Here is a 24,557-nt window from a genome sequence, read left to right as displayed (position 1 = left end):
TTCTTAATCACAATAACAAGGAGGTCTTCCGAAAGAGTAGGTTAATCCTAAACTGAAAGTATTCATCCAGTCTCTGGAATCGCTGTCTCCGACCGTTCTATTCCTAATATATTCGGCCTCCCTTTCTTTAGACTCTATATAATAATTTCCTGACTGCAGGAGAGAACCTCCTGTTGCAGGGCTCAATATGTCTGCATTATAATTAGACACCAAATCTTTTGCAAGAACCTTGCTGTGATCTAATTGATCCGTCAGTGTATATCTGAATGTTGCTTCAGCAAAGATTGCCCACCCATGATTGAATTTATATTTCAAACCAACACCAAAAGGTATTTGTGCAACTGTTTTGGTACCCATTGTATATTGAGTAGTGGTAACAAAATCCGTTTCACTGATCGGAGCCTGCGCCACACCATCAGCATTTCTTCTGAAGTCATGAGTAAGAGTAGCTTTTGGAGCATCAAACATTATTCCTCCGATACCCCCAAAGATATACGGGCTTACCATACTTAGTTGTTCATTGTTTACCGGGAAGAAATTATATTCAAAAACCAAACTTGCTTCATAAATATTATTTTTACCAAACGAATTTCTGTTTCTTCTGTATTCTTCTTTCGCTGCTTTATCGCTAAACTGCACCTGATTGTACCCTAAATCTAATCGGATTGTCTGGTGCGGGTTAAAATTAAATCTATATAAAATTCCACCATAAAAAGGAAAGCCCCATTCTGAAGCTCTGTCCAAATCCAAAGGCTGCTGTAGAATGTAATTGGTTTTTCCTATATCACCAACAAGATTACTCATTCCCAAGCGAATTCCCACCTCATTTCTTTGCGCTTTTATACTTACCACAGTTCCTAAGAGGGTAAGGAAGCTAAACAATAATTTTTTATTCATAAAAGAATATGGATTTATGGTTATTTTAAAAATTAATTTTTGCAAATATAAAACATTTTTATATTAATGATAATCTTAATGTTTAGTTAAAAATAAACAAAAAAATATAATTTGTTATAAAGTAAACGGCAAAGTAACAAATTTATTCTTTTTTTAATAGTTTGAAGCGGATTTTATAAATAACAAACCCCCAATTACTGAGGGCATGTTTTGTATCTATCTGTTAAAAATTGCTCTTACTTTATTCCTTATTTTAATCAACAGAGGTTCTTTGTAGTTTTTATCCTCATCAAAGTAGCCGTAACCATAGCCATAACCGTAGCCATAGCCGTAACCATAGCCATAACCCTGTTTTGATACATAATCATTATACACCAGTCCCAAGTGCTTGATTTCATCATTATGATATTTCTCTGTGATCATCTTCAGCATATACTTTTCTGTATATTCATGTCGCACTACATAGAGATTAGCGTCAGAATGTTTCATCAGCTCATAAGAATCTGCAACCAAACCTACCGGTGGAGAGTCGATGATGATGAAATCGTACATTTTTTTCAGTTCTTCTATAAACTTAATGTTTCTATCACTCATTAAAAGCTCTGATGGGTTTGGAGGTATTGGTCCTGAGGTCGCTACATCAAGATTCGGAATTTTTGTTTTATTGATAATTTGGTCAATAGTTGCTTCCCCGGTAAGGTGGTTTGAAATCCCAAGCTTATTATCAATATTGAAGTCGCCGAAAATTTTTGGCTTCCTCAAATCCATTCCCAGTAATATCGTTTTTTTGTCACTTAAACCTAAAACCGATGCCAGATTTATTGATATATAGGTCTTCCCTTCACCTCCAACAGACGATGTAATTAAGATTACCTTACTTTTCTCATCTTCACCAGACAAGAATCTGATATTAGCCCTAATACCTCTAAAGGCCTCTGACACAGACGATTTTGGAGAGTCTAAAACAGTAAGCATGTTTTCGGCATTATTATTTCCGATAACTCCCAATAATGGTATTCTTGTAGCGCTTATCAATTCTTTGATATTTCGTATTTTACTATCAAATAAACTACTCAAAAGAATTAAGATAAATGGTATGGCTAGAAAACCTCCGATAATTGCCATTTTAGTACCTTTAACATTGGGTCCTATCGGACCTTGTCCGAGATTTTTTGCAGGGTCGATAACACTGATATCTGACTGGTTAGTAGCCAATCTCATCTGACTTTCATTTTGTCTGCCAAGTAAACTATTGTAAGTCGCCTCAATAATATTGTATCCTCTTTCTGCATCAAGGTATTTTCTCTGTTTATCAGGGAAAGAAGTCAGATCTGAACTTGCTTCGGCAATCTGTTGATCTATTTTGTTTAATTCTGTTGTGTAAACTGTGTAAACATTTCTTAAAGAACCGGATGAGTTTGTTTTGGCTTCGTTAATTAATCTATTGATCTCTTTTATTGGTTCTGAATTAGGAGTATAAATAGATGACAACTCTCTTTTCTTAAGATAAAGAGCCTTTAACTCTGAAACTGAAGCGGTAAAAAGCCCATCATCGAATCCTGCCGCAGAAGGGCTGATCATTTTGTCGAAATTCTGTGATTCTACAGTAGTTTTGATTGTGCTTAGAGAGTTCATTTTACTGAGAATATCAGCTTTTTTGGTCTCTAAATCTTTTATTTTTTGTAAAGATTTTTCGTCTCTGTTTGTTATATCATACAGTTTTTCTGAGACTTTAAGATAATTTAGATAAGCAGCACTTGAATCTAATTTTTTTCTGATATCAGCTAAATTTCTTTTTAAGTAATCTTGTGTATTTTTATCAATCGTATTTTTATCCGCAAATCTTTTTTTCTTTAGTTCATCAACAGATTTATTAAGGAAACTTACTGTACCGTTCAAACTGTACCCTGATTTTGAAATAATCATTATGGTATTGATTTCTTTATCAAAATCAACTCCAATGGTAGACACTATCCCATTAACGGCATTGTTTATCGTAGAAAGGTTGATAACAATATTTTCCAGTTTTATTGAAGGTGATACAGGATTGGGAACCAATCTAAATCTTAGGTTGGGAGAGGTGTACCACTCATTAATTTTAATAACTTTATTAGCAGGTTTTTTATATGCTTCCACATTCTGAAAGCCTTCAAAATCATAAGAATAAAGATTTGTCGAATGTCCCTCATCAGGAAAGCTGACTTCGTATGAATTATCTCCTTTTGGCGTAAGAGTGATAGGATAATTTACCTGCTGTAAATGTTTCTTATCAATTTCGAAAAATACAGGTGAATCATCTTTATCTAAATAAGTAGATTTAATGGCACCTTTTGTCTTATAATCAACAAAGAGATTAAGTTCATTTACCAAAAATTCATTATGTGATCTTGATAAGAGCATTTTTTTAAGGTAAATTCCATCCTGATTACCACTTTGCCCCCAAATGAAGTTAATCGACTGATTGGGTGTAAAATAACTTGAAGTACCTGATGAAATACTTAATGAAAGATTAGAAGAATAAATATTTTGCGCATAATATTTGCCATAAAACCATGAAGTCACATAGCCAATAGATAGCATCAATACGAACCAATACCAATATTTTAAAAGTTTTCGTAGAAAATGTTCAATATCAAACAAAGCAAACGACCCATATTTTTCTTTCTGTGGCTCACTTTTACCTACTAAAGTCTCTTTTCCTGGAATCATAATTAAAGATTTTTAATAAGTAGATAAATTGATAATGCCGTTGTAATTACAGAAACTCCACTGATAAGCGTCTGCACAGGATCTTTTCCGAATCCGTTGAGTGCTCTTCTCTGTGTAGTAAGGAAGATTTCGTCACCATTTTGTACATAAAAATAAGGTGAATTCATCACATCTTCTCTGGTAAGATCGATCTGAGCTTTTTTGATACCCTCGGGAAGCTTTCTGTATACTACAATGTTCTTTCGATCTATAGTTCTGTTTAAACCTCCATTTATGGAGATTGCTTCTGTAAGCGTCAAAATATTTTTGTGAGCTACTTTTTCACCGGTAAGACCAGTACTTTCAATATCTCCCAGAATATAATAAGTGATTCCGTCTGTATTTAGTCTTACTTCAGCTTTTCCTTCCTGAAAGTTTTCGTTTACTTTGTTCTGTATCTCGGTGCTTACTTCTTCAATTGTTCTCCCTTCGGCCTTAATGTAGCCAATTCCCAGTACATGAATATCGCCTTTAGCATCCACTCTTAATCCGTTAAAGTAAAAAAGTCTGTTTCCTCCGGTAGCACCATTACCTACAGTACCACTACTTGTCATCGGATTTAGCGCTCCACTGGCATTCATACCACCAGAAGTATTGAGTGCCGAATAAAATTGTGCTGCATCACCTTTTGGAGTTGTGACGATATTAAGGTTTAACATATCATTTTTTGTAATTCTGTAAACCGGTACATTATAAGGGATTAATCCTTCTTCATTGATGACCAAGCTCTCGCTCGGCTGCATGTATTTTACATCTTTTGTAGTAATACAAGATGTAAGCAAAAAAGGAACTAGTAAAAAAAACAGGTACTTAAATATTTTCATCGTGATAATTGTAGTTTGCAAAAATAGAAATTTAATTATTAGTTTTAAGTTTATTATTCTTCAGCATAAAAATAAAATCCGGAATATATGCTCCTAAAAAACCTAAGAATAATACTATAAAAAGAAGCAGATTAACATTAGTATGTCTTAAACAATAAGTAACTGCCACAATAGCGAGATAATAGCTTATGATATAAAAGCTTGATCTTCTATGAGTAAGATCGAGTTTCAAAAGTTTATGATGGATATGGTTTTTGTCGGCTTCGAATGGTGACTTTTTATTCCAAAGCCTTACAATGATAACATTTAGAGTATCTACAATCGGAAGTATAAGAATCGCAACAGCAATTACCGGTGCAGATTCCAGATGATACCTAGGTACGGAAAACAACTTTTTATCGATAAAAATATCAATAAAGCAAATGCATGTAAATGCCAGCAAGAATCCCAACAACATAGAACCTGTATCTCCCATAAAAATTTTTGTGGCCCGATAATGCGACATATTGTAATACAAAAATGCAAGTACAGAACCTATCAGTACCACAGATAAGATTACTAAAGGATAATTATATTCACCTAAACGATAATAGCTGATCCCGAAAAGAGCACTGCAGATTAAAGAATAACCGCCTGCAAGACCATCAATACCATCAATAAGATTAAAGGCATTGATAAGAATAATGAAAGTAATAACAGTAACGACGACACTTATCCAATAATGAATTTCATAAACACCGAAAATGCCAAACAAGTTTCTTATTCTTACATCAGAACCAATAACGATCAATATAGAAACAACCACCTGTGCAACAAGTTTCTTGTAAGCTCTCATGACCACAATATCATCCATAATGCCTATATACAGAAGAATAATGAGAGAGGCAAATAAGAATTTATAAAGATCAAAAATCTCATACGCAAATATAGAAGTACAAATTCCTATAGAATAAAATATGGCAATACCACCAAGATTAGGGATTTTCCTGAGATGTGAACTTCGCACACCCGGTTCATCCATCAGGTTTTTACGTTTCGAGATTTTAATGATTGTGGGAATAGAGAAAAAAGTTATCAGAAAAGAGGACAGGAAACCCAAGCCCACTTTTATGTAAAAAATAGAAATCCCTGTTTCATTTAAGAACAATTCAAAATTTTTCATCCTTTTCTTTTATCGTCCTTTGCATTCTATGAGGTGAGAAGCAAAGCTAAAAAAGATCGACACTTCAAAAGTTTTATTTTAAAATACCGAAATTTTATGTGTTTTTACATCAATTTTCTTATCAGCTTTTTTTGTCCGGCAAAGAAAAGCAGATAAAATATCATTTTTTTCAGTGGCAAAGATAGAATATAATTCTTACCAAAACGATTGTAAGTCAATATATCTTTAATTTTAACACCTCTTTTTCTCATAAATTCGTCGAGTTCATCAGACATTCTGTAAAACAGATTTTCATTTTTAACGAAAGCAAGATAAGCAAGATAACTGTATACTCCCTGTAAAATCTGAAAACCCAAAAGCTCTTTTTTCTCCGAAGAATAAAGAGAAGACTGAAAAACTTCTTCTACATCCTCTACTGCCTTTAAAATATCTAAACCTCTTTCATTGTGGGTTTTTGTAATAGAATCTGTCCTTTCGAGATATTGATAATGAAAATTCTGGGTGTGTGCTAAAGTTTTACACTCCAGTAAAAGCTGCGGAATAAGCTGAATATCTTCAAAATGAACTCCTTTTTTGAATCTTTTATGGGCAAAAAGTTCTTTTCTGAATAATTTATTACAGGCAAAATAACTTAAATCTGAAAAAACAGAAAAATTATTATTTAACTCAATTTTTTCAGGCATATTGGGAATTTGCGTAAGTTTCTGCGTTACACTTCCATGTTCATCAACTTTCTGAATGTTGCAGATCACCATTTCAGCATGATGCTTCCCGGCAAGATCAAGCATTTCTTCAAACATGGTCTCCGAAACATAGTCGTCACTGTCTACAAAACCCAGAAAATCACCTGTTGCCCTGTCTATTCCGTAATTCCGGGCATCGCTTAAACCACCATTTTCTTTCGTAAAAGCTTTAATTTTGTCAGGATAGTTCTCAGAATATTTCTGAATGATTTTTGTCGAATGATCTGTACTTCCGTCATCAACGACTACAATTTCTATATTCTGCCAAGTTTGCGCCAGCAAAGAATCGAGACATTTCGATAAATAATTTTCAACATTGTAAACCGGAACAATGACAGAAACTTTTGAGGGAACGTTCTTCATTGGTTAGCTTTTTGTAAATCTCGGACTCAGCCAGCCTTTTTTGGCTTCATCAAAATCTTTTCTTGAACACGGAATGCAGTTTTCTATATTATCATCATCCCCGAAATACCAAAGATTGCTGAAAGTATCGCGTTTAAAAGCATATTGCCGGTCTTCAATCAAAACATAGAACATCTCGTATTTTCTTTCTTTCGGATGAGACTGCTGAATGTTGATCCCTTCAATCAGATACCAGATCATTTGTGCCAGAAGCTGATGATTAAGCTGATTTTCGGTATAAATATTATAATTAAAAATTCCTACCGATTTTAAGTTTTCACTTAAACCGATTTCTTTCATATAAGCACAAATCTCTCTTCTGTTCAGACCATTCACCTGCGGATTCATTGAAAATGCGTCACTAAAACTTTCAATCGCATCACAATTTACCGTTACCAAATCGGCTTTTCTGAAGAATGGCTCAGTTTTCTCTGTAGAATTCATCATTTCTGCAAGACGCACAATATCAAACTCAACTTCTTTAATAAGCTTTACAGAATCATTTTCGTTAAGATGCTTCTGGTATCCTAAATGATGGTAATTTTTAATAGAAAACGTTTTTGAGCCGAATATTTTGCTTAAAAAAGTATGCTCATTGATTTCTTCACCCTGTTTCAGCGAAATGATATTGCTGATCTGTGTATAATTGATGTTTTTCTGATGAAAATTCAGAGCAGAAAAAAGAGAAAATGCAAAATCATTAGAACCACCGATAATGACAGGAATTGCTCGTTTATAGTGACAAGCCGATAAAACTTCCTGCAAAATATAGTGCGAATCCTGAACCGATTTTCCGGAAACCAAATCTCCCAGATCAACAATTGGAATTTCAAAATCTAACTGTGACAATCTATAAAACTCTTTTCTTACAGCCGTAAAGTCCTGAACTTCTGCATCACCATTAGCTCCTCTATAATCGGAAACAAACAGTAAAACAATGCTGTCTTCTTTTATCTCCTTGGTAATTTTACTTCCAATCTGCCAGTTTTCGGTTTTGAAATTTCTCGGCGAAATAATAAAATCTTCAAAATTCATGCTTCAAATACTTATTAAAACTCAAAAATATCAAAATAAATCTAAGTTTGCTGTATGAAATATTTAAATATTATTTAAACGCGATGTGTGCAAAGTAAGTTTATTATGATTAAGCAAATCCGTGCGCAATTGCCTTTCACGTTTTCATATGTCTATGCTGAGCAGAGCGCCTTGGCGAACGAAAAAATCAGAATTGTTGTTTATTAAAGCTTGCGAACATAGCGTTAAAATGTATTTTAAATAAAAACCATCAACAAAAATTTGATGATGGTCTAACAATAATCTATATGAATATAAAAACTAGCGTTTTAATATCTCAAACACAAAAGTCGTAGAAGTTTCAAAAGTTCCGCCTTGGGTTGCTCCGAATAAAAATTTTGGCGTTTTACCATCTTTATCAAACAAAATCATCGGTCGTTCTAGTCTTCCGAAACGTTTCAGATGTTTTGGCGGTTCCGGTTCGGTGACATATTGTTTTAAATCTAAATAAGCAACTTCAGGCTTAGTCCATTTTATACCATCTTTCGTCGTTAAATGCAAACCATATTCATGGTTGAAAAATCCCATATCCCGTGCGATCATGTGGAATTTACCATTTTGTTTCCAGATAAAAGCGTCTTCCAGTTGTGCATTATTCGGCATGCTTGAAAAATCGATCACGGGATTTTCAGAAACTTTTAGATAAGGACCTTCGGGTTTCAAAGCTTTTGCTAAACCATATTTGCGGTTTCCACGGACTGCACCTTTCTGCGTTTCATATTCTTTAGTATTCCACGATTTGTAAAACAGCCAGTATTTTCCGTCATTTCCTTTTACAAAAGCCGGATTTGTGGTGCAATGATCATCCCACGAACCTTCTTTTCCGGGAAGAAGCAATGGTTCATCGGGTCTTTCCCATGGTCCTTCAAGACTTTTTGAAACAGCCAGCCCTATTCTTTTTGTATTTGTTTTTCCGTTGGAATTTCCCATAAAAAAAAGAAAATACTGATCATCTACTTTTTTAATCAACGGATTATGACAGGTTGTTGCATCCCAGAAACCTTCACCTCTCGGAGCAAGAATAATTTCCCTATGTTCAAATTTATCAAATGGTGAATTGGCTTCGGCACGACAGATTTCAGAACCATTGAGCCAGCCTCCCATTCCTTTTTCTTTTTTCCAGCGGGAATAAAAAAGATGGACTTTCCCGTCTTCACCCCAAATCGGAGAAGAGCACCAAATGTAATAACCTTCGAGCTCTAAAGAACGTCCGATTGGTTTTAGTTTAAAGTAGGGTTTCTCTGCAAAATCAAGTGATGTTGTAAACGACGAACCCAAAACCACCGCCATCATTCCCAAAGCTGAAGTTTGAAGAAATTCTTTTCGGGTAAAGTTTTTAGGCGTGCTCATAATATTGATTTGAAGCTAAATTAATGGTAATCTTCATGTTGAGTATCCTGCGGTTTCGGGTTCTATTTTAACTTTATGTTTAGCTTTGTATTTTGTAGCCTTATCCCGAACTCAAGTAATTTAATAAAACTTCAAGATGATATTTTTTAATAATTAATTATTTTAAAATTCGCACTGACAGACTGTTGTCACAACTTCATCTTAAATTTGAGCTGTATTAATTTAAAAATAATAAAAATGAGTAGTACAAATTTAGTATCCATAAGAATTATTACTGCAGATATTAAGCGATTGGTTCAGTTCTTTGAAGCCGCAACGCAGATTACAGCCAAATGGTTTACCGAAGATTTTGCAGAACTTCAATCAAAATCTTTCACATTGGCTATCGGAAGTACAAAAACACTTGCTTTTTTCGGGGAAGGAATTGCTGAACCTTCAACCAATAAAAGTATCATCATTGAATTTTTTGTTGAGAATGTAGATGATGATTACAGAAGAATTAAAGAGTTAACCCATGAAATTGTTCAGGAACCCACAACAATGCCTTGGGGAAATCGTTCTTTATTGTTTCGTGATCCGGATGGAAATCTTATTAATTTTTTCACGCCTGTAAGTGATGAAGCCAAAAAGAAATTTGCATAAATAATGTGAACACCTAATTTTACTAACCCAAAAAGCACAAAAACAGAATATGTGCTTTTGTATTCCCCACTTTGTCAAAGTTTAAATCTTTGACAAAGTTTTCTATTTCTTAGCTTCAGATTTTTAGCAACAGCATTCAGATTTTGATTTTCCATCGCTTTTACTTGAAGTTGATTTAAATGAAACGGATTCAACTACCCTCGATTCGGTTTGTATAAATCTATTTAACTATGCTCATAATTATTATATTTGATTCGTTAATAACATGAAATAAAACTTCTATGAGAAAAATCAATAAACTATTTATTTTTATAGTTTTCATTCTAATAGGAACAATTCAGACATTTGCAACAACTTGGGATGAACCTTGGGCAGATAAAGTCATAAAAGAAGCAGATTATTTTGTTTTAGCTGATATAATTTCTTACGATGAAGAAAAAGGAATTAAGCTTAAAATTGTAAAGCAGCTGGGTGGCGATACACTTCCTACAGAAATTGAAATAGCAGGCTTCTATCTATTAGAAGTAATGAGTAGTTCAGGCGGCCATGGAGCAGAATTTCCAAATTTTGAAGATATTAAACAAAGTTATTTCTTTATCAAAAAAAATTCAAAAGGTAAATTTTGTATTTCAACCCCAACATCTGGGTTTGATTATATTCTCGAGGGCAATGTTCATGCTACGTATAGACATTCATATCATCAAGCATCGGTTCCTGTTGAAATTTACGAAATCACAATGACGGCAATTTTTAATAATTATCATCATTTAGATTATAACAAAGTACAAATCACTGAGTTTATTAATCAAACTCTATCAAAAAAACCAGCAGGTTTTAGTGATGATGAGATTAAAACATTTTTTCTTCAACATGCTGCAATGGAAACCATATTCCACCTAAGATTAGATGGCTATTATAACTTACTTCTACCTTTTTTTAATGATAAATCAAATTTTCATCATAGAGTCTCTGCTTCAAGAGCATTAATTGCATGTGGTAACCCAGAAGTTGCAAACGTCTTATTGAATAAAATTGCCACGAATAAAGATGATGATTTTACAACTGTAATTTGCATCTGGAGTTTGAAAGACTTCAAAGCAAAATTGATGAAAAAAGATTTAGAAAAATTAATTAAAAATGCATCAACTGAAAAGAATGGATTTGGTGGAAATATTATGGATCCACGAATTGGCACAAGTTTTCCTACAGTAAAAACAGCATTGGAAGATTTAGTAAAAAAATTATAACAAGTTAAAATCGAGTACCAGTAAATACTAACCCCTTTTGAAAATTTCAAAAGGGGTTAGTATTTACTTCTTAGCCGCCGGTTTTTTAGCAACCGTTTTCTTAGCTGTTGTTGCTTTTTTTGCAGCCGGTTTCTTAGCTGCAGCTTTTTTCTTTTCTGCGAAAGCTTTCGGATCTTGTGCCGTAATCCATTTTTTAACCTCATCAAGAGAAACGTCTTTCAGCTCGTCGCTTTCGTATTTGGTGTCGTCTTTTTTCTTTGGAATTTTATAGATATTTTTTCCATGTTTTACAATAGGACCCCATCTTGCATTTTCAATGGAAATTTTTTCAGCTTCCCAATGTTGAATGTAACGGTTGGCTTCTTTTTCCAGTTTGGCCTCAACCAATTCATTGATGTCGTTTTGGGAAAGATTTTCAAAATTATATCTTTTGGGAACATTGATGAAAACACTTTTGTACTTGATGAAAGGACCGAATCTTCCGGTTCCTTTTGTAATCGGCTCACCTTTATAAGAAGCAATTGGCGCATCTGCCAGTTTCTTTTCACCAATGATTTCTTCTGCACGTTTTTGGTCAACAGAAAGCGGATCTTCACCTTTTGGAATACTCACGTAAGTTTCACCCCATTTCACATAAGGACCAAATCTTCCGACACCTACAGAAACCGGTTGTCCGTCAACTTCGTTTAGATCGAAAGGAAGTTTAAACAATTCCAAAGCCTCTTCCAGAGTAATCGTTGCAATATTTTGACCTGCCAATAAAGATGCGAAAGTTGGTTTTTCTTCATCATCCGTTTCGCCAATCTGAATCATCGCACCAAATCTTCCGATTCTTGCATGAACATTTTTACCGGTTTTCGGATCAACACCCAAAAGTCTTTCGCCGGTTGCACGATCTGCATTTTCTTCTACATCTTCAATTCTAGGATGGAATTTCGAGTAGAAATCAGTCATCATTTCTTTCCATTTCTGGCCGCCATTTGCAATTTCGTCAAAACCTTCTTCTACTCTTGCCGTAAATCCGAAGTCAAGAACTTCACTGAAGTTATCTGTCAAGAAGTCATTTACAACTTCACCAATATCCGTCGGAACAAATTTATTTTTGTCGCCCCCGAATTTTTCGTCGAGAACTTCTTTTTTAATTTTATCTTTTACCAAAGACATCTTTACCACTTCTCTCGTTTGTGGCTCGATCTCTCTTTTATCAACATATTCACGGTTCTGAATCGTCTGAATGGTTGGTGCATAAGTCGATGGACGACCAATTCCCAATTCTTCAAGCTTTCTTACCAAACCTGCTTCGGTGTATCTCGCACTCGGTCTTGTGAATTTTTCTGTTGCTGTGATTTTTTTATAGTCTAAAACTTCACCAACTTTTACTTTTGGTAATAGTTTTTCATTGTTATCCTCGTCTTCGTCTTCCGTTTTTACGATTCCGTAAGCTTTAAGAAAACCATCAAAAATGATCACCTCACCCTGCGCTTCAAAATGCTGCGGAAGTTTCGCATTACCAATTTCAATGACTGTTTTCTCGATTTTAGCATTTGTCATCTGTGAAGCCAGTGTTCTTCTGTAAATTAACTGATACAATTTACTCAACTGTGCATCACCAATCGCTTTTACAGAAAAATCTGTCGGACGGATGGCTTCGTGAGCTTCCTGTGCCGAAGAAGATTTTGTAGTATAATTTCTCGGAGATGAATATTCTGCTCCGTATTCTGACACAATCTGATTTTTTGCACCTTCAATAGCTTCCTGAGAAAGATTCACAGAGTCTGTTCTCATATAAGTAATGTACCCTTCTTCATATAATCTCTGAGCAAGACGCATGGTATTGGTCACATTATAACCCAATCTTGAAGAAGCTTCCTGCTGAAGTGTAGAAGTGGTAAATGGTGCAGACGCTGAACGGCTTCCCGGTTTTGTTTCTACATTTAAAACTTTAAATTCTGCAGTTTTTGCTAATTCTAAGAAATTTTCTGCATCTTTTTCTTTATCGAAATCTTTTTTAAGCTTAGCAGCAATTTCCTGAGAACTGCTGTTAAGGAAAATTCCGTCAAGTTTGAAACTTGCTTTCGGAGTAAATTCACGAATTTCTTTTTCTCTTTCTACAACCAGTCTTACCGCAACCGATTGTACTCTACCTGCAGAAAGTCCCGGTTTTACTTTTTTCCAAAGTACAGGAGACATTTCGAAACCTACGATTCTGTCTAAAACTCTTCTCGCCTGTTGAGCGTTTACTAAGTTCTGATCAATATCTCTAGGATTGTCGATTGCTTTCAGGATCGCATTTTTGGTAATCTCGTGGAAAACAATTCTTTTTCTGTTTTCTGGTTTCAGTTTTAATTCTTCCGCCAAATGCCATGCAATAGCTTCTCCTTCGCGGTCTTCATCGGAAGCAAGCCAAACCATTTCGGCTTTTTTCACAGAAGCTTTAAGTTCTGTTACCAGTTTTTTCTTGTCGGCTGAAACTTCGTAATCAGGACTGAACGTCTCCAAGTCAATTCCCATTCCTTTTTTAGGCAAATCACGAATGTGACCGAAACTGGATTTCACTTCGAAATCCTTTCCTAAATATTTCTGAATAGTTTTTGCTTTTGCCGGGGACTCAACGATTACTAAATTTTTCGACATACTGAAAATTTTTGCAAAAGTAAAGCTTTTTTATTAGATGGGCTTGCCAAATCATTTTAATTAGCAATTCTGACTAAGTTTTCAGAGATATTTAATAATTTCTGCAACACTGAAAGTATGCCCTACGTAAGTCATTAAAGGATTTGATTTTAATAAAATAGATACTGTCTCTCATTAAATTTGATATTTTGAGTTTATAAAAACAAAAAAGAACAGCTACGAATATCTGTTCTTTAAAAATATAATGAGTTAAAAAATTTACTTTTTGATGATTTTTACCACTGTTTCAGAATTATTTATTCTTACCAAATAAACTCCACCAACTAAACTTGAAACATCAGTTACGTTATTCTCAAATTTACCCGATTTCACCAACTGCCCGGCTGTATTATAAATCTGAAAAAAATAATCTCTTTTTTCAGTTGCCTTGATATACAGTAAATCTTTTACGGGATTGGGGAAAAGAACAATTTTGTTTTCTATTGCTTTAAGTGTTAGCTCATTTTCCGTAAAAACATTTGAGGCTTTAATTACAGAACCTTGTGTGACAGGAATTGCAGGAATCGGCCCTTCTTCAATTCCATTCTGGTTATATTTCACTTTGACACAACGACACCCCATTCCGAAGTACGGATCATTATTATCATGAAATGCAATGAAACGATTGGGATTAGAAGCAGCATCAAATAAGATATTAATTGCTCTTCCTATATAGTTGGAATTCAAAGCTGCAGTCCACACTCCTGAATATTGAAAATTGTTTACATTATATGTGCCAACAGGCGTTTGATTTGCTACAACACTTCGGAAACCACGAGATCCTGAATTTGGGTAATTGCCTACATTGTAAGCCGGATTAGTAAACAAATAGCCCAAACTTGCATTCCCTGAATTTTTCACCGGTAACCCAAGATAATCTGTAACCAAGTTATAGCTTGTTGCCACATTTTTATCTTTTTTATACCATGGTGACAAGCCGAAATCTTTATTGCTGGCAATCGCTACATCTGTCAGGTCAGGAATTCTCCACCCTTCCGGACAAGGATCAAAAGGTGATTTTTCTCCTCCTCTTCCCCATCTGTCTATTGCCACATTAGGTTCATTCGATACCCAGTCTGTACCATTCGTGTAATTTGAAACAACATTGTTATAGGGTGCAAAGCTGCTCGGAATCATATAAACTAAAGGGTTTTTCACTGAATAAGAAAGAACTTTTGCTATTTTTTCGTTAATCTTATCACTTACTAAAACATTTGCATTTGTAGAATTTGTATAGGTATCATATGGAATTATATAATTTCCAGACATATCATTATAAGTTGCAGAAGGTAAAGTCGTATATGCTACAGCTCCATTTTGATTAACATTTCCTAAAAATATGTTGTAAGAAGACCTGTCGGCATACTGAAAAGAAGGAATAGGATCTTTTCTTCCCCATTGATACTGCAAACCTGTAGATGCTCTGATTTTTGAATATTCATCGACTGTAGGAGAAACCGGGTTAGCAACTAACGGGAAAGCATCAGTTGCCCCAAGGTTTCTATCCATAAATTCGGTTTTCAGAATATGACCTTTTGGAACATAGTTTATATAATTGGTTGCAGCAGTATTTGGTGTTTCCGTAGCATAAATTTTGGAGCCAATACTTGTATCTGTAACCCAAATATGCCACGACCAGTAAACAGGGTTTGCTATGCTTCCGTTATGAAGAGTTACGACTGCATTTCCGCTTTGATTAGCAGCTAAATTAATAACGATTTTAGTGTCTGACAGTGCCGCTAAAGAAGCAGGAGAAGGATTTAATACATTTACAGTATTTATCAGATTTGTATTTGTTGTCCATAAAACATTTGCCTTCAGATTATTAAAACTTGAAGGATTTAAAATAGAAGAATTATTTAATAGCTGGCTTTGTACAGAAAATGCTTTAGTGACCGGGATCTCAATTGTTGAAACTGCCGTACTTTTCACGACCTGATAAGTATTCGGATCACTCAGACCTGCTGTATATTCAGAAACCGGAGTAAAATATTCTGTCGGAAAATCATAATTATTGAATGTATACAACGGGTCTTTTATGCATCTGCAGGCATTTGCATCTGAAGTTTTTGCAGTACCCAACGGTCGATACCAATTTCTACCTTTAATCGAAGGATATGAAGGATCAGGAATATCTGGCTGATCTTTATCGGGAACCATAAACAACATACGTGCTTCTACAGCCGGCGTTGTATCGTAAAAACGTGTCATAGTAGAAGTCCACAAACCTACATGATGCTGATCTGTATATTGACCGTCGTGTGCATTAATTGCAATCTGGCCTGTTCCGGGAAATATTCCCATATTATTTCCACCGACATTAGACAGGTCAAAACCTACATTCGGAAATAACTTAATACCCGTCATAAAAGAGGGCACATTGTTATCATTTGGCTTTAAAATATAGTAGCCATTAGATTCGAATGTGTTTTTACCTAAATTTGTCCTCACTCCAAAAGGAGAAAAATCTACTCTGATATTATCTACATAATTCCCCGAAGCCTGATTGGCAACCAACATTGAAGGCAGTCTCCATCCGTTTGGGCAAGGATCAAATGATGATTTATTTCTGTAGGGAGCGCTGCTTGCATCGCTGGTATAATCGGAGTTCAGCCTACCTTTTGCATTGTCTGACCATAAATTAAGCTCAGTCAGTCTGTTATTAGGGAGAGCAAGAGTAGATCCAAACCAATTAACCATAAGGTTAGGATTGTTAAAGTAATATGCAGGTCCGGAATTATCATCCTTGTTTACATAAATAAGACTTAGCGGATTTTTGACGGAAAGTTTAATATTGTTATCCACAGTAGCAGTAGAGAACAAAACAAATTTTCTGAGATTATCAAAATTAATGGCATTTGTAAAGTTTTTCGCCCCTCTGTGACGCACTCTTCCAATCGAGCCGGAAACTTCATAAAAATCGTTTCCTCTAAGAGCCAAGGTGGGAATAGGATCTTTTCTGCCCCATTGATACAACAACCCGCCATTATTATTCCAGTCATCAGCGGTAATAGAATTACTTAATGCACCCAAGTTTCTATCCATCCACTGCCATTCTGCATCAGGAATAACCTCAATAGTTCCGTCTATTTTTTCTCTTTTAACGGCCGGAAAGCTCTTGTATGAAGAACCGTTTGTGGGATCATCGGTCACCCATATATGCCATGACCAGTAAATTTCACCATTTACTCTGAAAGCAATTACAGCATTGCCTTCCTGACTTTTATTAACAGGAACTTTTATCTTAGCATTTTGACCTGTACCAACGATTTCCAAACTATAATCTGCACCTGATTTTATCAGTCCGTGATGGTCTTCCCACAAGACGTCTGCTGTAACCTGGCCATTCGGAATATTGGAATAGCCAAGAAATTTATAGCCTTCCCACATCGCAAACGCTTTTCTGACAGGAATATAAAGCCCTTCATTATTCAGAGAAGGATCAAAAAAATAGCTATTGGGAGCTTTCATCCAATCTTTTGCAGCTACACGGCCTGCAATATCATCTAAAGTATCTTTTCTTATATTAAATTCAGATAATTCATTCTTTAATGGTAAAAAACTTTTAGCATAACCATCCACAGACAGCAAACAAAATGCTGCCACAATACTGTAAAGGCATTTCTTTTTCATAACAATAAATTTTGTGAGTTGAACTTATTTCATTTACTCAAAATACCATCACAAAATATAAAATAACGAAGTATAAACACGTTATTTTAAATAAAAAATAATAATATTCAAGTATGAATGAAAATTTTGTTCCAAATAATTTGCGAACAAAAGTACAATATTAGACCTATAAAATACATCCTCACAGATGAATTTTTTATCAATGAAAAAGAAAAAGAATTCTTAAGGCAATAAGTGATTTTTATAAAGTTCGATAGTATATCTTCCTGCGACAATGTTCTTAAAAACAGAAAATACAACAAAATTGAACAAGAAAAGGGATATGATAAATGCGTATATTATTTTTTTCGTACCGGCAGAAACCACATACATCGCATTAGGAATAATGATATAACCAAAGCCGATAAATGCACCCGCCATTCTGGAAGAAAATATACTGTTATTTCTAAAAATAAAATATAAGCAGACTCCTATTACTGCATATACTTTATGATATTCATAGTAAGGAAACTTCTCCATCATCTTATCATCGAAAGTAAACAAGAAGAACGTAAGAATAGCCATCATAACTTCCGGTATCCCAAATCCTCCGTTTAATCTCTCCGTACTCTCATTCATATAGCCGTTAAAACCATCTACAAGCATACTATCGGTAGCAAGGTTATCGAGAAAACTACCGAAAATCCTATACACTTCAAAAGGGGATGCGAATATTGAACCAATAATCAGAATAAGCATGATATACTTGTTTAGAGGAATTTTTACAAGCCAGTACATGGGAATAAAAATATAACAAACATTGTGTATTCCCGAGGCTATAAACATCCAGAATAAGTAAAGCCACAATTTTCTTTCTTTGATGTACCGTAAAGCAAAATAAACAATGAAAGTTCCCAGATTTTGTCTGATCTGCCCGCTCTCTCCAATAAAAAAGTTCGGAATAAACATAAACAAAGTGAATGTAAACGGATAAAAAGTATTATCATCTGTATACTCTACTTTAAAAAATATTGCACAAATAGCTATAACTAACGTTAGGAAATAAAATGGAGCATTGAACACATTAAGCAACACCTTATTGATCAAAGCAAAAAGCCACTCTATATCTACATTTTCAGAACCTTCAATATGCAGTGCCTTTAAAAAAATGTTTATATATTCTTTCGTATCAGAGTACAAGTAAATCATTACGTAGCTTCCATAATCGGGCCCAACATTATCACGAAGTCCCGCAAGAATCATAAGATAAACCCCTAAAAACCAAAACCATTTTTTCTCAACCTTATTTCCAAAAACTTCCTGTACGCTAAAAAAAAGCATATAAATAATTGCAATCAGAAAATAGGGATGTAGTAAACTCATCGGTTAATTATAAAGATTTTTAAAATCATGAAACGCCACAATAATAGCTGTAAGTATGAGCGGAAGAAACAATCTTACTTCCCAGAAAAGCCCAACCAAAGTTATCATTCCAATATAGGGCAAAGAAAAGAATAAATATTTTTTTATCACCAATCTGCTTTCAGAAATTGCGCACAGTTTATATATAAAATAAAGCACAATGACGGAAAACAATAATCCGGCAAGATTAAAAGGACTGGTAAAATTGCTTACAATATATACTCCTTCCATAAAAGAAGTCTCTTCCCTGTTTAAAAAGATTCTTAATCCAAAATATGGGATCATGAATGACAACAGCAAAGGAATTACTTTCCAGATAAATGTATAATCCTTTTTCTTCAAATCATCAAAATTGAAGAAAACTGACGCGAAAAAAGCAATATTCAGACATGCCGTTTCTCTTACTAAAGTAGATACTGCAATTAAAACAATCAGATAATAGAAATATAAATTTCTTCTACTATGATAATATTTTACCGTAAACCAGATGCCAGACAAGTAACAAAACAGAGCAATAGTATCACAATTTGAAGGTGCATATTGCGTAATAACGATAAAAAATATAGAAAGTAAATGAATAATTCGTCTGAAATTAATATTAAATGAAACAGTTGCTTTAAATTTCAAAATAACATTAATAAGCAGCGAACTCAGAATAAAGAAAAAACTATTCATGAGAAAAAGACCATGATAAAATGGAGTTCCGTTTTTATCAAGAAAACTTTTAATAGAAGAAGAACAATTATCAATGCAGACCTTCATAAAATCTGTCATGTAAATACTAAGATAATTAGGAATAACCCGATAAGAATAAACAGAAGAAAATAAGAATTCTGGTGGCTCTGCCGAACTTTTAAGTCTTGTGTACGAAGATTCAAATCCGTAATAGGACATAAACAGCAGTAGAAACGGTAAAATTACTACAAACAGAAATCCGGATAATTTTTCATCAAATGTTTTGATCATACATATAATCTGTTAATCAATTTATCTCTATTATATAGAGTACGCTAAAGGGAACTTTGCAAAAGTAAAAGTTTTTTTTATTCTACACCGAATATTTTATTGATTTTCAGACAAAACTTATTGCTTATTTATTTTGAACTAATACTTAAAAATTTAAATTTGCAACTTGATTTATAAAGGCAATGCATCGCATTTTCATTCATTTATATTATTTTATTTCTAAAAACAGACTGATTTCCGTTGCAACAGCTTTGGGAATTTTGATTATTTGTGGCTTTTTTGCTTCTAAAATTAATTTTGAAGAAGACATTAATCAGATTATTCCGAAAAACGATAAGTCTGATTTGACGGCAAAAGTTCTGAAGCAACTGAATTTTTCAGATAAAATCATCGTCATTATCGAAAACAAATCTAAAGACGACAATTTTCTGCTTTCGGAAACTGCCGATACTTTTTTAAACAAGATTGAACCTTTGCAGAAATACATCGGTTCGGTTCAGGGGAAAGTAAATGATAATGAGATTTCCGAAACTTTTGATTTCGTGAATCAAAATTTGCCTTTGTTTCTGGATGAAAATGATTACAAAGAAATTGAGAGAAAACTCAATAAAGACAGCATCGCAAAACAGGTAGAGAACAATTATGTTTCGCTGGTTTCGCCGACAAGTTTGGTTACAAAGGAATTTATTAAAAAAGATCCGCTCGGAATCACTTTCCTTGGCCTCAAAAAACTGAATGCTTTAAATATCAGCAAAGATTTCAAGCTGGAAGATAATTACATCGTTACCAAAGACGGCAAAAATCTCCTGCTTTTTATCGATCCGAAAAATAAAAGCAACGACACCAAAAACAATGAAATTTTCGTTAATCAGCTTAATGAAATAAAAGACAACCTCAACAAAGAATTCAAAGGAAAAACTGAAATCAGCTATTTTGGTTCACCTGTGATTGCAGTCGCTAATGCACAACAAATCAAGAAAGACATTCAGAATACGGTTATTATTTCGATGACGGTTTTGTTGATTTTGCTGATGTATTATTTCAGAAATTTCTTTACTCCGCTCATTGTTTTTTTACCGACCGTTTTTGCCGTTTTTATTTCATTGATGATTTTATACTTTATTAAAGATAAAATCTCGGCAATTTCACTCAGTGTCGGAGCTATTCTTATCGGAATCACAATCGATTACGCACTTCATATTTTAACGCACTACAAGCACAACAATAATATTGAAGAGCTTTACAAAGAAATTACACAACCGATTATTCTGAGCAGCGCAACAACGGCGGTTTCATTTTTGTGCTTGGTTTTCGTCCGTTCAGAAGCGTTGAAAGATCTCGGACTTTTTGCTGCGATTACAGTTTTCCTGTCTTCTTTTACGGCTTTGATTATTGTTCCGCAACTGTATCATCCGAAAGAAAAGTCACATAAAGTAAGCACGAATTTTATTGATAAAATAGGAAATTATCCTTACGAAAAGAACAAACCTCTGATTATTGGCTGCTCGGTCATGATTATAGCATGCCTTTTCGGTTTCCGTCATGTTGGTTTTAATGAAGATATTGGCGATTTGAATTACATACCGAAAGATTTGAAAATCAGTGAAGCCAAGCTTGAAAAATTATCAGACATTACTTCAAAATCGATTTACACCATTTCTTACGGAAATTCTGAAAGTGAAGCATTAACAAGAAATTCTCAACTGAGTCAATTTTTAGAAAAAGAAAAGCAGGAAGGTAAAGTTTTGAGCTATAATTCGCTTGGCAATGTTGTTTTATCGAAAGAAGATCAACAAAAAAAAGTTGAAATCTGGAATAACTTCTGGAATCAGAAGAAAAAAAACCAGACGATTTCTGAACTGGTTCAGAATGGAAATAAATTCGGATTCAATGCTTCTGCTTTTGGTCAGTTTAAGGAAAATTTAAATAAATCGTATGCAACTTTAAGCTTAAAAGATTATGAAAAAATAAAAGCCCTGCAAATTTCAGAATTCCTGAGCAACGAAAATGGTTTTTACACCGTTTCGAATGTTGTAAAAGTGGATGAAAAGAAAAGAGATGCTTTCATTAAAGATGTCGAAAAAAGTCACGAAGCATTGGCAATCGATCGTCAACAGATGAATGAGAACTTTTTAGGCTTGCTGAAAAATGATTTTAATACTTTAATTAATTACTCTCTTTTAGCAATTATTCTGACGATTATTGTTTTTTTCAGAAATTTCGAATTATCTCTTCTTACAATGTTCCCGATTGTTTTGACGGGAGTTGTAACTGCAGGAATTCTCTATTTCCTTGGGTTGGAATTAAATATTTTCAGCACCGTGGTCTGTACTCTGGTTTTCGGTGTCGGAGACGATTTCAGTATTTTTCTGACGAAAGCAATGCAGAAAGAACATACAACTGGGAAAAATGAACTTCCAACGTATAGAATCTCCATTATTTTAGCAGTTTTCACAACCATTTTATCGATTGGCTCTTTGATTTTTGCTAAGCATCCGGCTTTACATTCTTTAGCTCTGGTTGCTTTGATCGGAATGTTTTCCGTGATTGTCATTACGTCGACTTTATATCCGTTCTGGTTTAGATTTTTAATTATCAACCGACAGAAAAAAGGTTTGTCGCCGATTACTTTACGATTATTTTTAAACTCCGTTCTCTCATTTTTATATTACGGTTTAGGCGGATTGATTTTCTCAGCCATCGGAAGTATTTTTGTGAAGCGTTCGAAAGGAAAAACGTTAGATTTCATCAAACTCATTTTAGCTAAATTTCTGACTTCGGTTTTATATTCAAATCCGTTTGTGAAGAAAAAAGTTATTCAAAATCCGAATGAAGATTTTAGCAAACCAGCGGTAATCATTGCAAATCACACTTCTTTTCTCGACACTTTGGCTTTAGGAATGGTGAATCATAAAATTATTTATCTCGTGAATGACTGGGTTTACAATTCTCCGGTTTTCGGAAAGCTGGTAAGAGCTTTAGGTTTTTATCCTGTTTCTCAGGGCATCGAAAACGGGATGGAACAGTTGAAAGAAAAAATCGAACAGGGATACTCTTTGGTTGTATTTCCGGAATCTGAGCGTTCTTATACCAATGATGTAAAACGTTTTCACAAAGGCGCATTTTATATTGCCGAAGAATTTAGTTTAGATATTGTCCCGATTTATATTCATGGGAATTCTGAAGTACAGCCCAAAGGAGACTTTATTATTTTTGACGGAAGCATCACGCTGAAAGTTGGCGACAGAATTCATAAAGATGATATGAGTTTTGGTAAAAACTATTCTGAAAGAACAAAGAAGATCAATGCTTATTTTAGGGATGAATTTGCTAAGCTTAGAAATGAAATTGAAGACGAAAATTATTTTAAAAAGAAACTGTTCTTAAGCTTTTTATATAAAGAAAACAAAGTTGTAAAACCTGTAAAAGAAGACTTTAACAAAAACAAATCGGTTTATTTTGAACTGAACAAACACATTCCGAAAGACGCAACCATATTTCATATTGCGGATGATTTTGGTCAGAAAGATATTTTACTTACGCTTCAGCAAGCCGGAAGAAGAATTTTCAGTTTAATTCATGATGAAGAAAAAAGAATGGTTGCGGAAAATAATTATCTGGTTAAAAGAAGAAAATTGTTTTACATTGAAAATCAGTCTCAAATCAATAAAAAGACAGATGTTCTTTTAATTTCTGACGAAAATTTTAATCTCAAAGATATTACCGGTTTTCCTGAAACAATTATCCTGCTGAATATCAGGAATCAGACTTTTGAAAATACAAATTATCAACAAATGTTTGATTCCGAATCAATAAAAATATTTAGGCATGAATAATAAAATTGAAAATCTTATTTTTGTAATCCATAAAAAATATTAATGCAAAAAAATATACTTGTTATTTATTATACTCAAACCGGGCAATTGGAAGATATTGTAAGAAATATTGCACAGCCGTTTGAAGATAAAAAAGACGAATACAAGGTTACTTACTACAACATTCAGCTTAAAAAAGATTTTCCTTTTCCGTGGCCGAGTGATGTTTTTTTCAACACATTTCCGGAATCTTACCTTCAGATCCCAAGCGAAATTCTACCACCGCCTGAAGAAGTTTTAAATACAAAATTTGATCTTATTCTTTTCGGTTATCAGGTTTGGTATTTAACGCCGTCTATTCCTATTATTTCTTTTCTGAAAAGTGGTTTTGCAGCGAATATTTTAAAAAACAATCCGGTTGTTACCATTTCTGCAACGAGAAATATGTGGATGCTTTCGCAGGAAAAACTGAAAGTTTATTTAAAGAATTTCGACGCCAAATTAGTCGGAAACATTGCATTGGTAGACCGAAGAGACAATTATACAAGTGTTTTGACAATTCTAAGATGGATGACCACCGGGCAAAAAGAAAAATCAGGAATTCTTCCTGCAGCCGGAGTTTCAGACGAAGAGATCAACGGAGCCGGAAAATATGGTAAAATTATTGAAAATCATTTTGAAAATAATAACTTAGCCAATCTTCAACCGGAACTGGTAAAAAACGGAGCTGTAGAAATCAGAGCTTTTCTGGTACGAGTTGAAAAAGTAGGGAATAAAATTTTCACCATTTGGTCTAACCTGATTATCAACAAAAAAGAAAAACGACCATTGCTGATAAAATTCTTTAAGGTATATTTGATGGCAGCAATTTGGATCATCTCACCGATCGTTTTGGTTTTCCATATCCTGCTTGCTCCGATTTTATGGAAAAAAAGACAAAAACAGAAAGAATATTTACAAGGAATTAATTTAAAATAGAA

At 34.0% G+C, this 24,557-nt stretch carries 15 protein-coding genes; 4 read left to right on the top strand and 11 right to left on the bottom strand.

All coding sequences use genetic code 11. The annotated features are described in order from the left end of the window. Window positions 1–3 precede the first annotated feature (3 nt). The 7 genes from BM371_RS19490 to BM371_RS19460 form a co-directional block, all read right to left on the bottom strand. The gene (locus BM371_RS19490; protein WP_034672530.1) at window positions 4–897 is read right to left on the bottom strand and encodes a DUF6089 family protein; all 894 of its coding nucleotides are present in this window, start codon (window positions 895–897) and stop codon (window positions 4–6) included. 216 nt (window positions 898–1,113) lie between these two features. Beyond that, window positions 1,114–3,606: an exopolysaccharide transport family protein gene (locus tag BM371_RS19485; protein ID WP_034672532.1), complete on the bottom strand. Its 2,493-nt coding sequence runs from the start codon at window positions 3,604–3,606 to the stop codon at window positions 1,114–1,116. Between the two features lie 2 nt (window positions 3,607–3,608). Continuing rightward, the gene (locus tag BM371_RS19480; RefSeq protein WP_034672536.1) at window positions 3,609–4,469 is read right to left on the bottom strand and encodes a polysaccharide biosynthesis/export family protein; all 861 of its coding nucleotides are present in this window, start codon (window positions 4,467–4,469) and stop codon (window positions 3,609–3,611) included. Between the two features lie 31 nt (window positions 4,470–4,500). After that, window positions 4,501–5,631, bottom strand: coding sequence for a glycosyltransferase family 4 protein (locus tag BM371_RS19475; protein ID WP_034672538.1), 1,131 nt, complete (start codon window positions 5,629–5,631; stop codon window positions 4,501–4,503). A gap of 104 nt (window positions 5,632–5,735) precedes the next feature. After that, window positions 5,736–6,737 (bottom strand): glycosyltransferase, encoded by a 1,002-nt coding sequence (locus tag BM371_RS19470; RefSeq protein ID WP_034672540.1) that lies wholly within the window; start codon window positions 6,735–6,737, stop codon window positions 5,736–5,738. A gap of 3 nt (window positions 6,738–6,740) precedes the next feature. After that, complete coding sequence (locus BM371_RS19465; protein ID WP_034672542.1) at window positions 6,741–7,811, bottom strand: formimidoylglutamase; 1,071 nt, start codon at window positions 7,809–7,811, stop codon at window positions 6,741–6,743. Between the two features lie 300 nt (window positions 7,812–8,111). Further along, a complete protein-coding gene (locus BM371_RS19460) occupies window positions 8,112–9,200 on the bottom strand; it encodes a glycoside hydrolase family protein (protein ID WP_034672544.1) in 1,089 nt (362 codons plus the stop codon). A gap of 237 nt (window positions 9,201–9,437) precedes the next feature. Here BM371_RS19460 and BM371_RS19455 point away from each other — a divergent pair, with 237 nt between their 5' ends. Both BM371_RS19455 and BM371_RS19450 read left to right on the top strand, forming a co-directional pair. Next, complete coding sequence (locus BM371_RS19455; protein ID WP_034672546.1) at window positions 9,438–9,842, top strand: VOC family protein; 405 nt, start codon at window positions 9,438–9,440, stop codon at window positions 9,840–9,842. A 281-nt stretch (window positions 9,843–10,123) separates the two neighbouring features. Continuing rightward, window positions 10,124–11,089: a hypothetical protein gene (locus BM371_RS19450; protein WP_034672548.1), complete on the top strand. Its 966-nt coding sequence runs from the start codon at window positions 10,124–10,126 to the stop codon at window positions 11,087–11,089. Between the two features lie 63 nt (window positions 11,090–11,152). Here BM371_RS19450 and topA read toward each other — a convergent pair whose 3' ends face one another. From topA to BM371_RS19430, 4 genes are all read right to left on the bottom strand, one after another. After that, window positions 11,153–13,723 (bottom strand): type I DNA topoisomerase, encoded by a 2,571-nt coding sequence (gene topA, locus BM371_RS19445; RefSeq protein WP_034672551.1) that lies wholly within the window; start codon window positions 13,721–13,723, stop codon window positions 11,153–11,155. Window positions 13,724–13,981: 258 nt separating this feature from the next. Then, window positions 13,982–17,395: a T9SS type A sorting domain-containing protein gene (locus BM371_RS19440; RefSeq protein ID WP_051882502.1), complete on the bottom strand. Its 3,414-nt coding sequence runs from the start codon at window positions 17,393–17,395 to the stop codon at window positions 13,982–13,984. 222 nt (window positions 17,396–17,617) lie between these two features. Further along, window positions 17,618–18,757, bottom strand: a complete 1,140-nt coding sequence (locus BM371_RS19435) for an EpsG family protein (protein WP_051882503.1) — start codon at window positions 18,755–18,757, stop codon at window positions 17,618–17,620. A gap of 3 nt (window positions 18,758–18,760) precedes the next feature. Next, the gene (locus BM371_RS19430) at window positions 18,761–19,762 is read right to left on the bottom strand and encodes a hypothetical protein (protein ID WP_034672554.1); all 1,002 of its coding nucleotides are present in this window, start codon (window positions 19,760–19,762) and stop codon (window positions 18,761–18,763) included. A gap of 182 nt (window positions 19,763–19,944) precedes the next feature. On the opposite strand from BM371_RS19430, the gene BM371_RS19425 reads away from it, so the two are divergent. Together BM371_RS19425 and BM371_RS19420 are read left to right on the top strand one after the other, a co-directional pair. Next, window positions 19,945–23,598, top strand: coding sequence for an MMPL family transporter (locus BM371_RS19425; protein ID WP_034672557.1), 3,654 nt, complete (start codon window positions 19,945–19,947; stop codon window positions 23,596–23,598). Between the two features lie 42 nt (window positions 23,599–23,640). Next, window positions 23,641–24,555, top strand: a complete 915-nt coding sequence (locus tag BM371_RS19420) for a hypothetical protein (protein ID WP_034672561.1) — start codon at window positions 23,641–23,643, stop codon at window positions 24,553–24,555. The last annotated feature ends 2 nt before the right edge of the window (window positions 24,556–24,557 follow it).

It is taken from the genome of Chryseobacterium formosense (assembly GCF_900116415.1).
GTDB lineage: Bacteria > Bacteroidota > Bacteroidia > Flavobacteriales > Weeksellaceae > Chryseobacterium > Chryseobacterium formosense.
The sequence above is the reverse complement of the archived record's forward strand: the minus strand, read 5'-3'. Positions and strand labels throughout refer to the sequence as shown.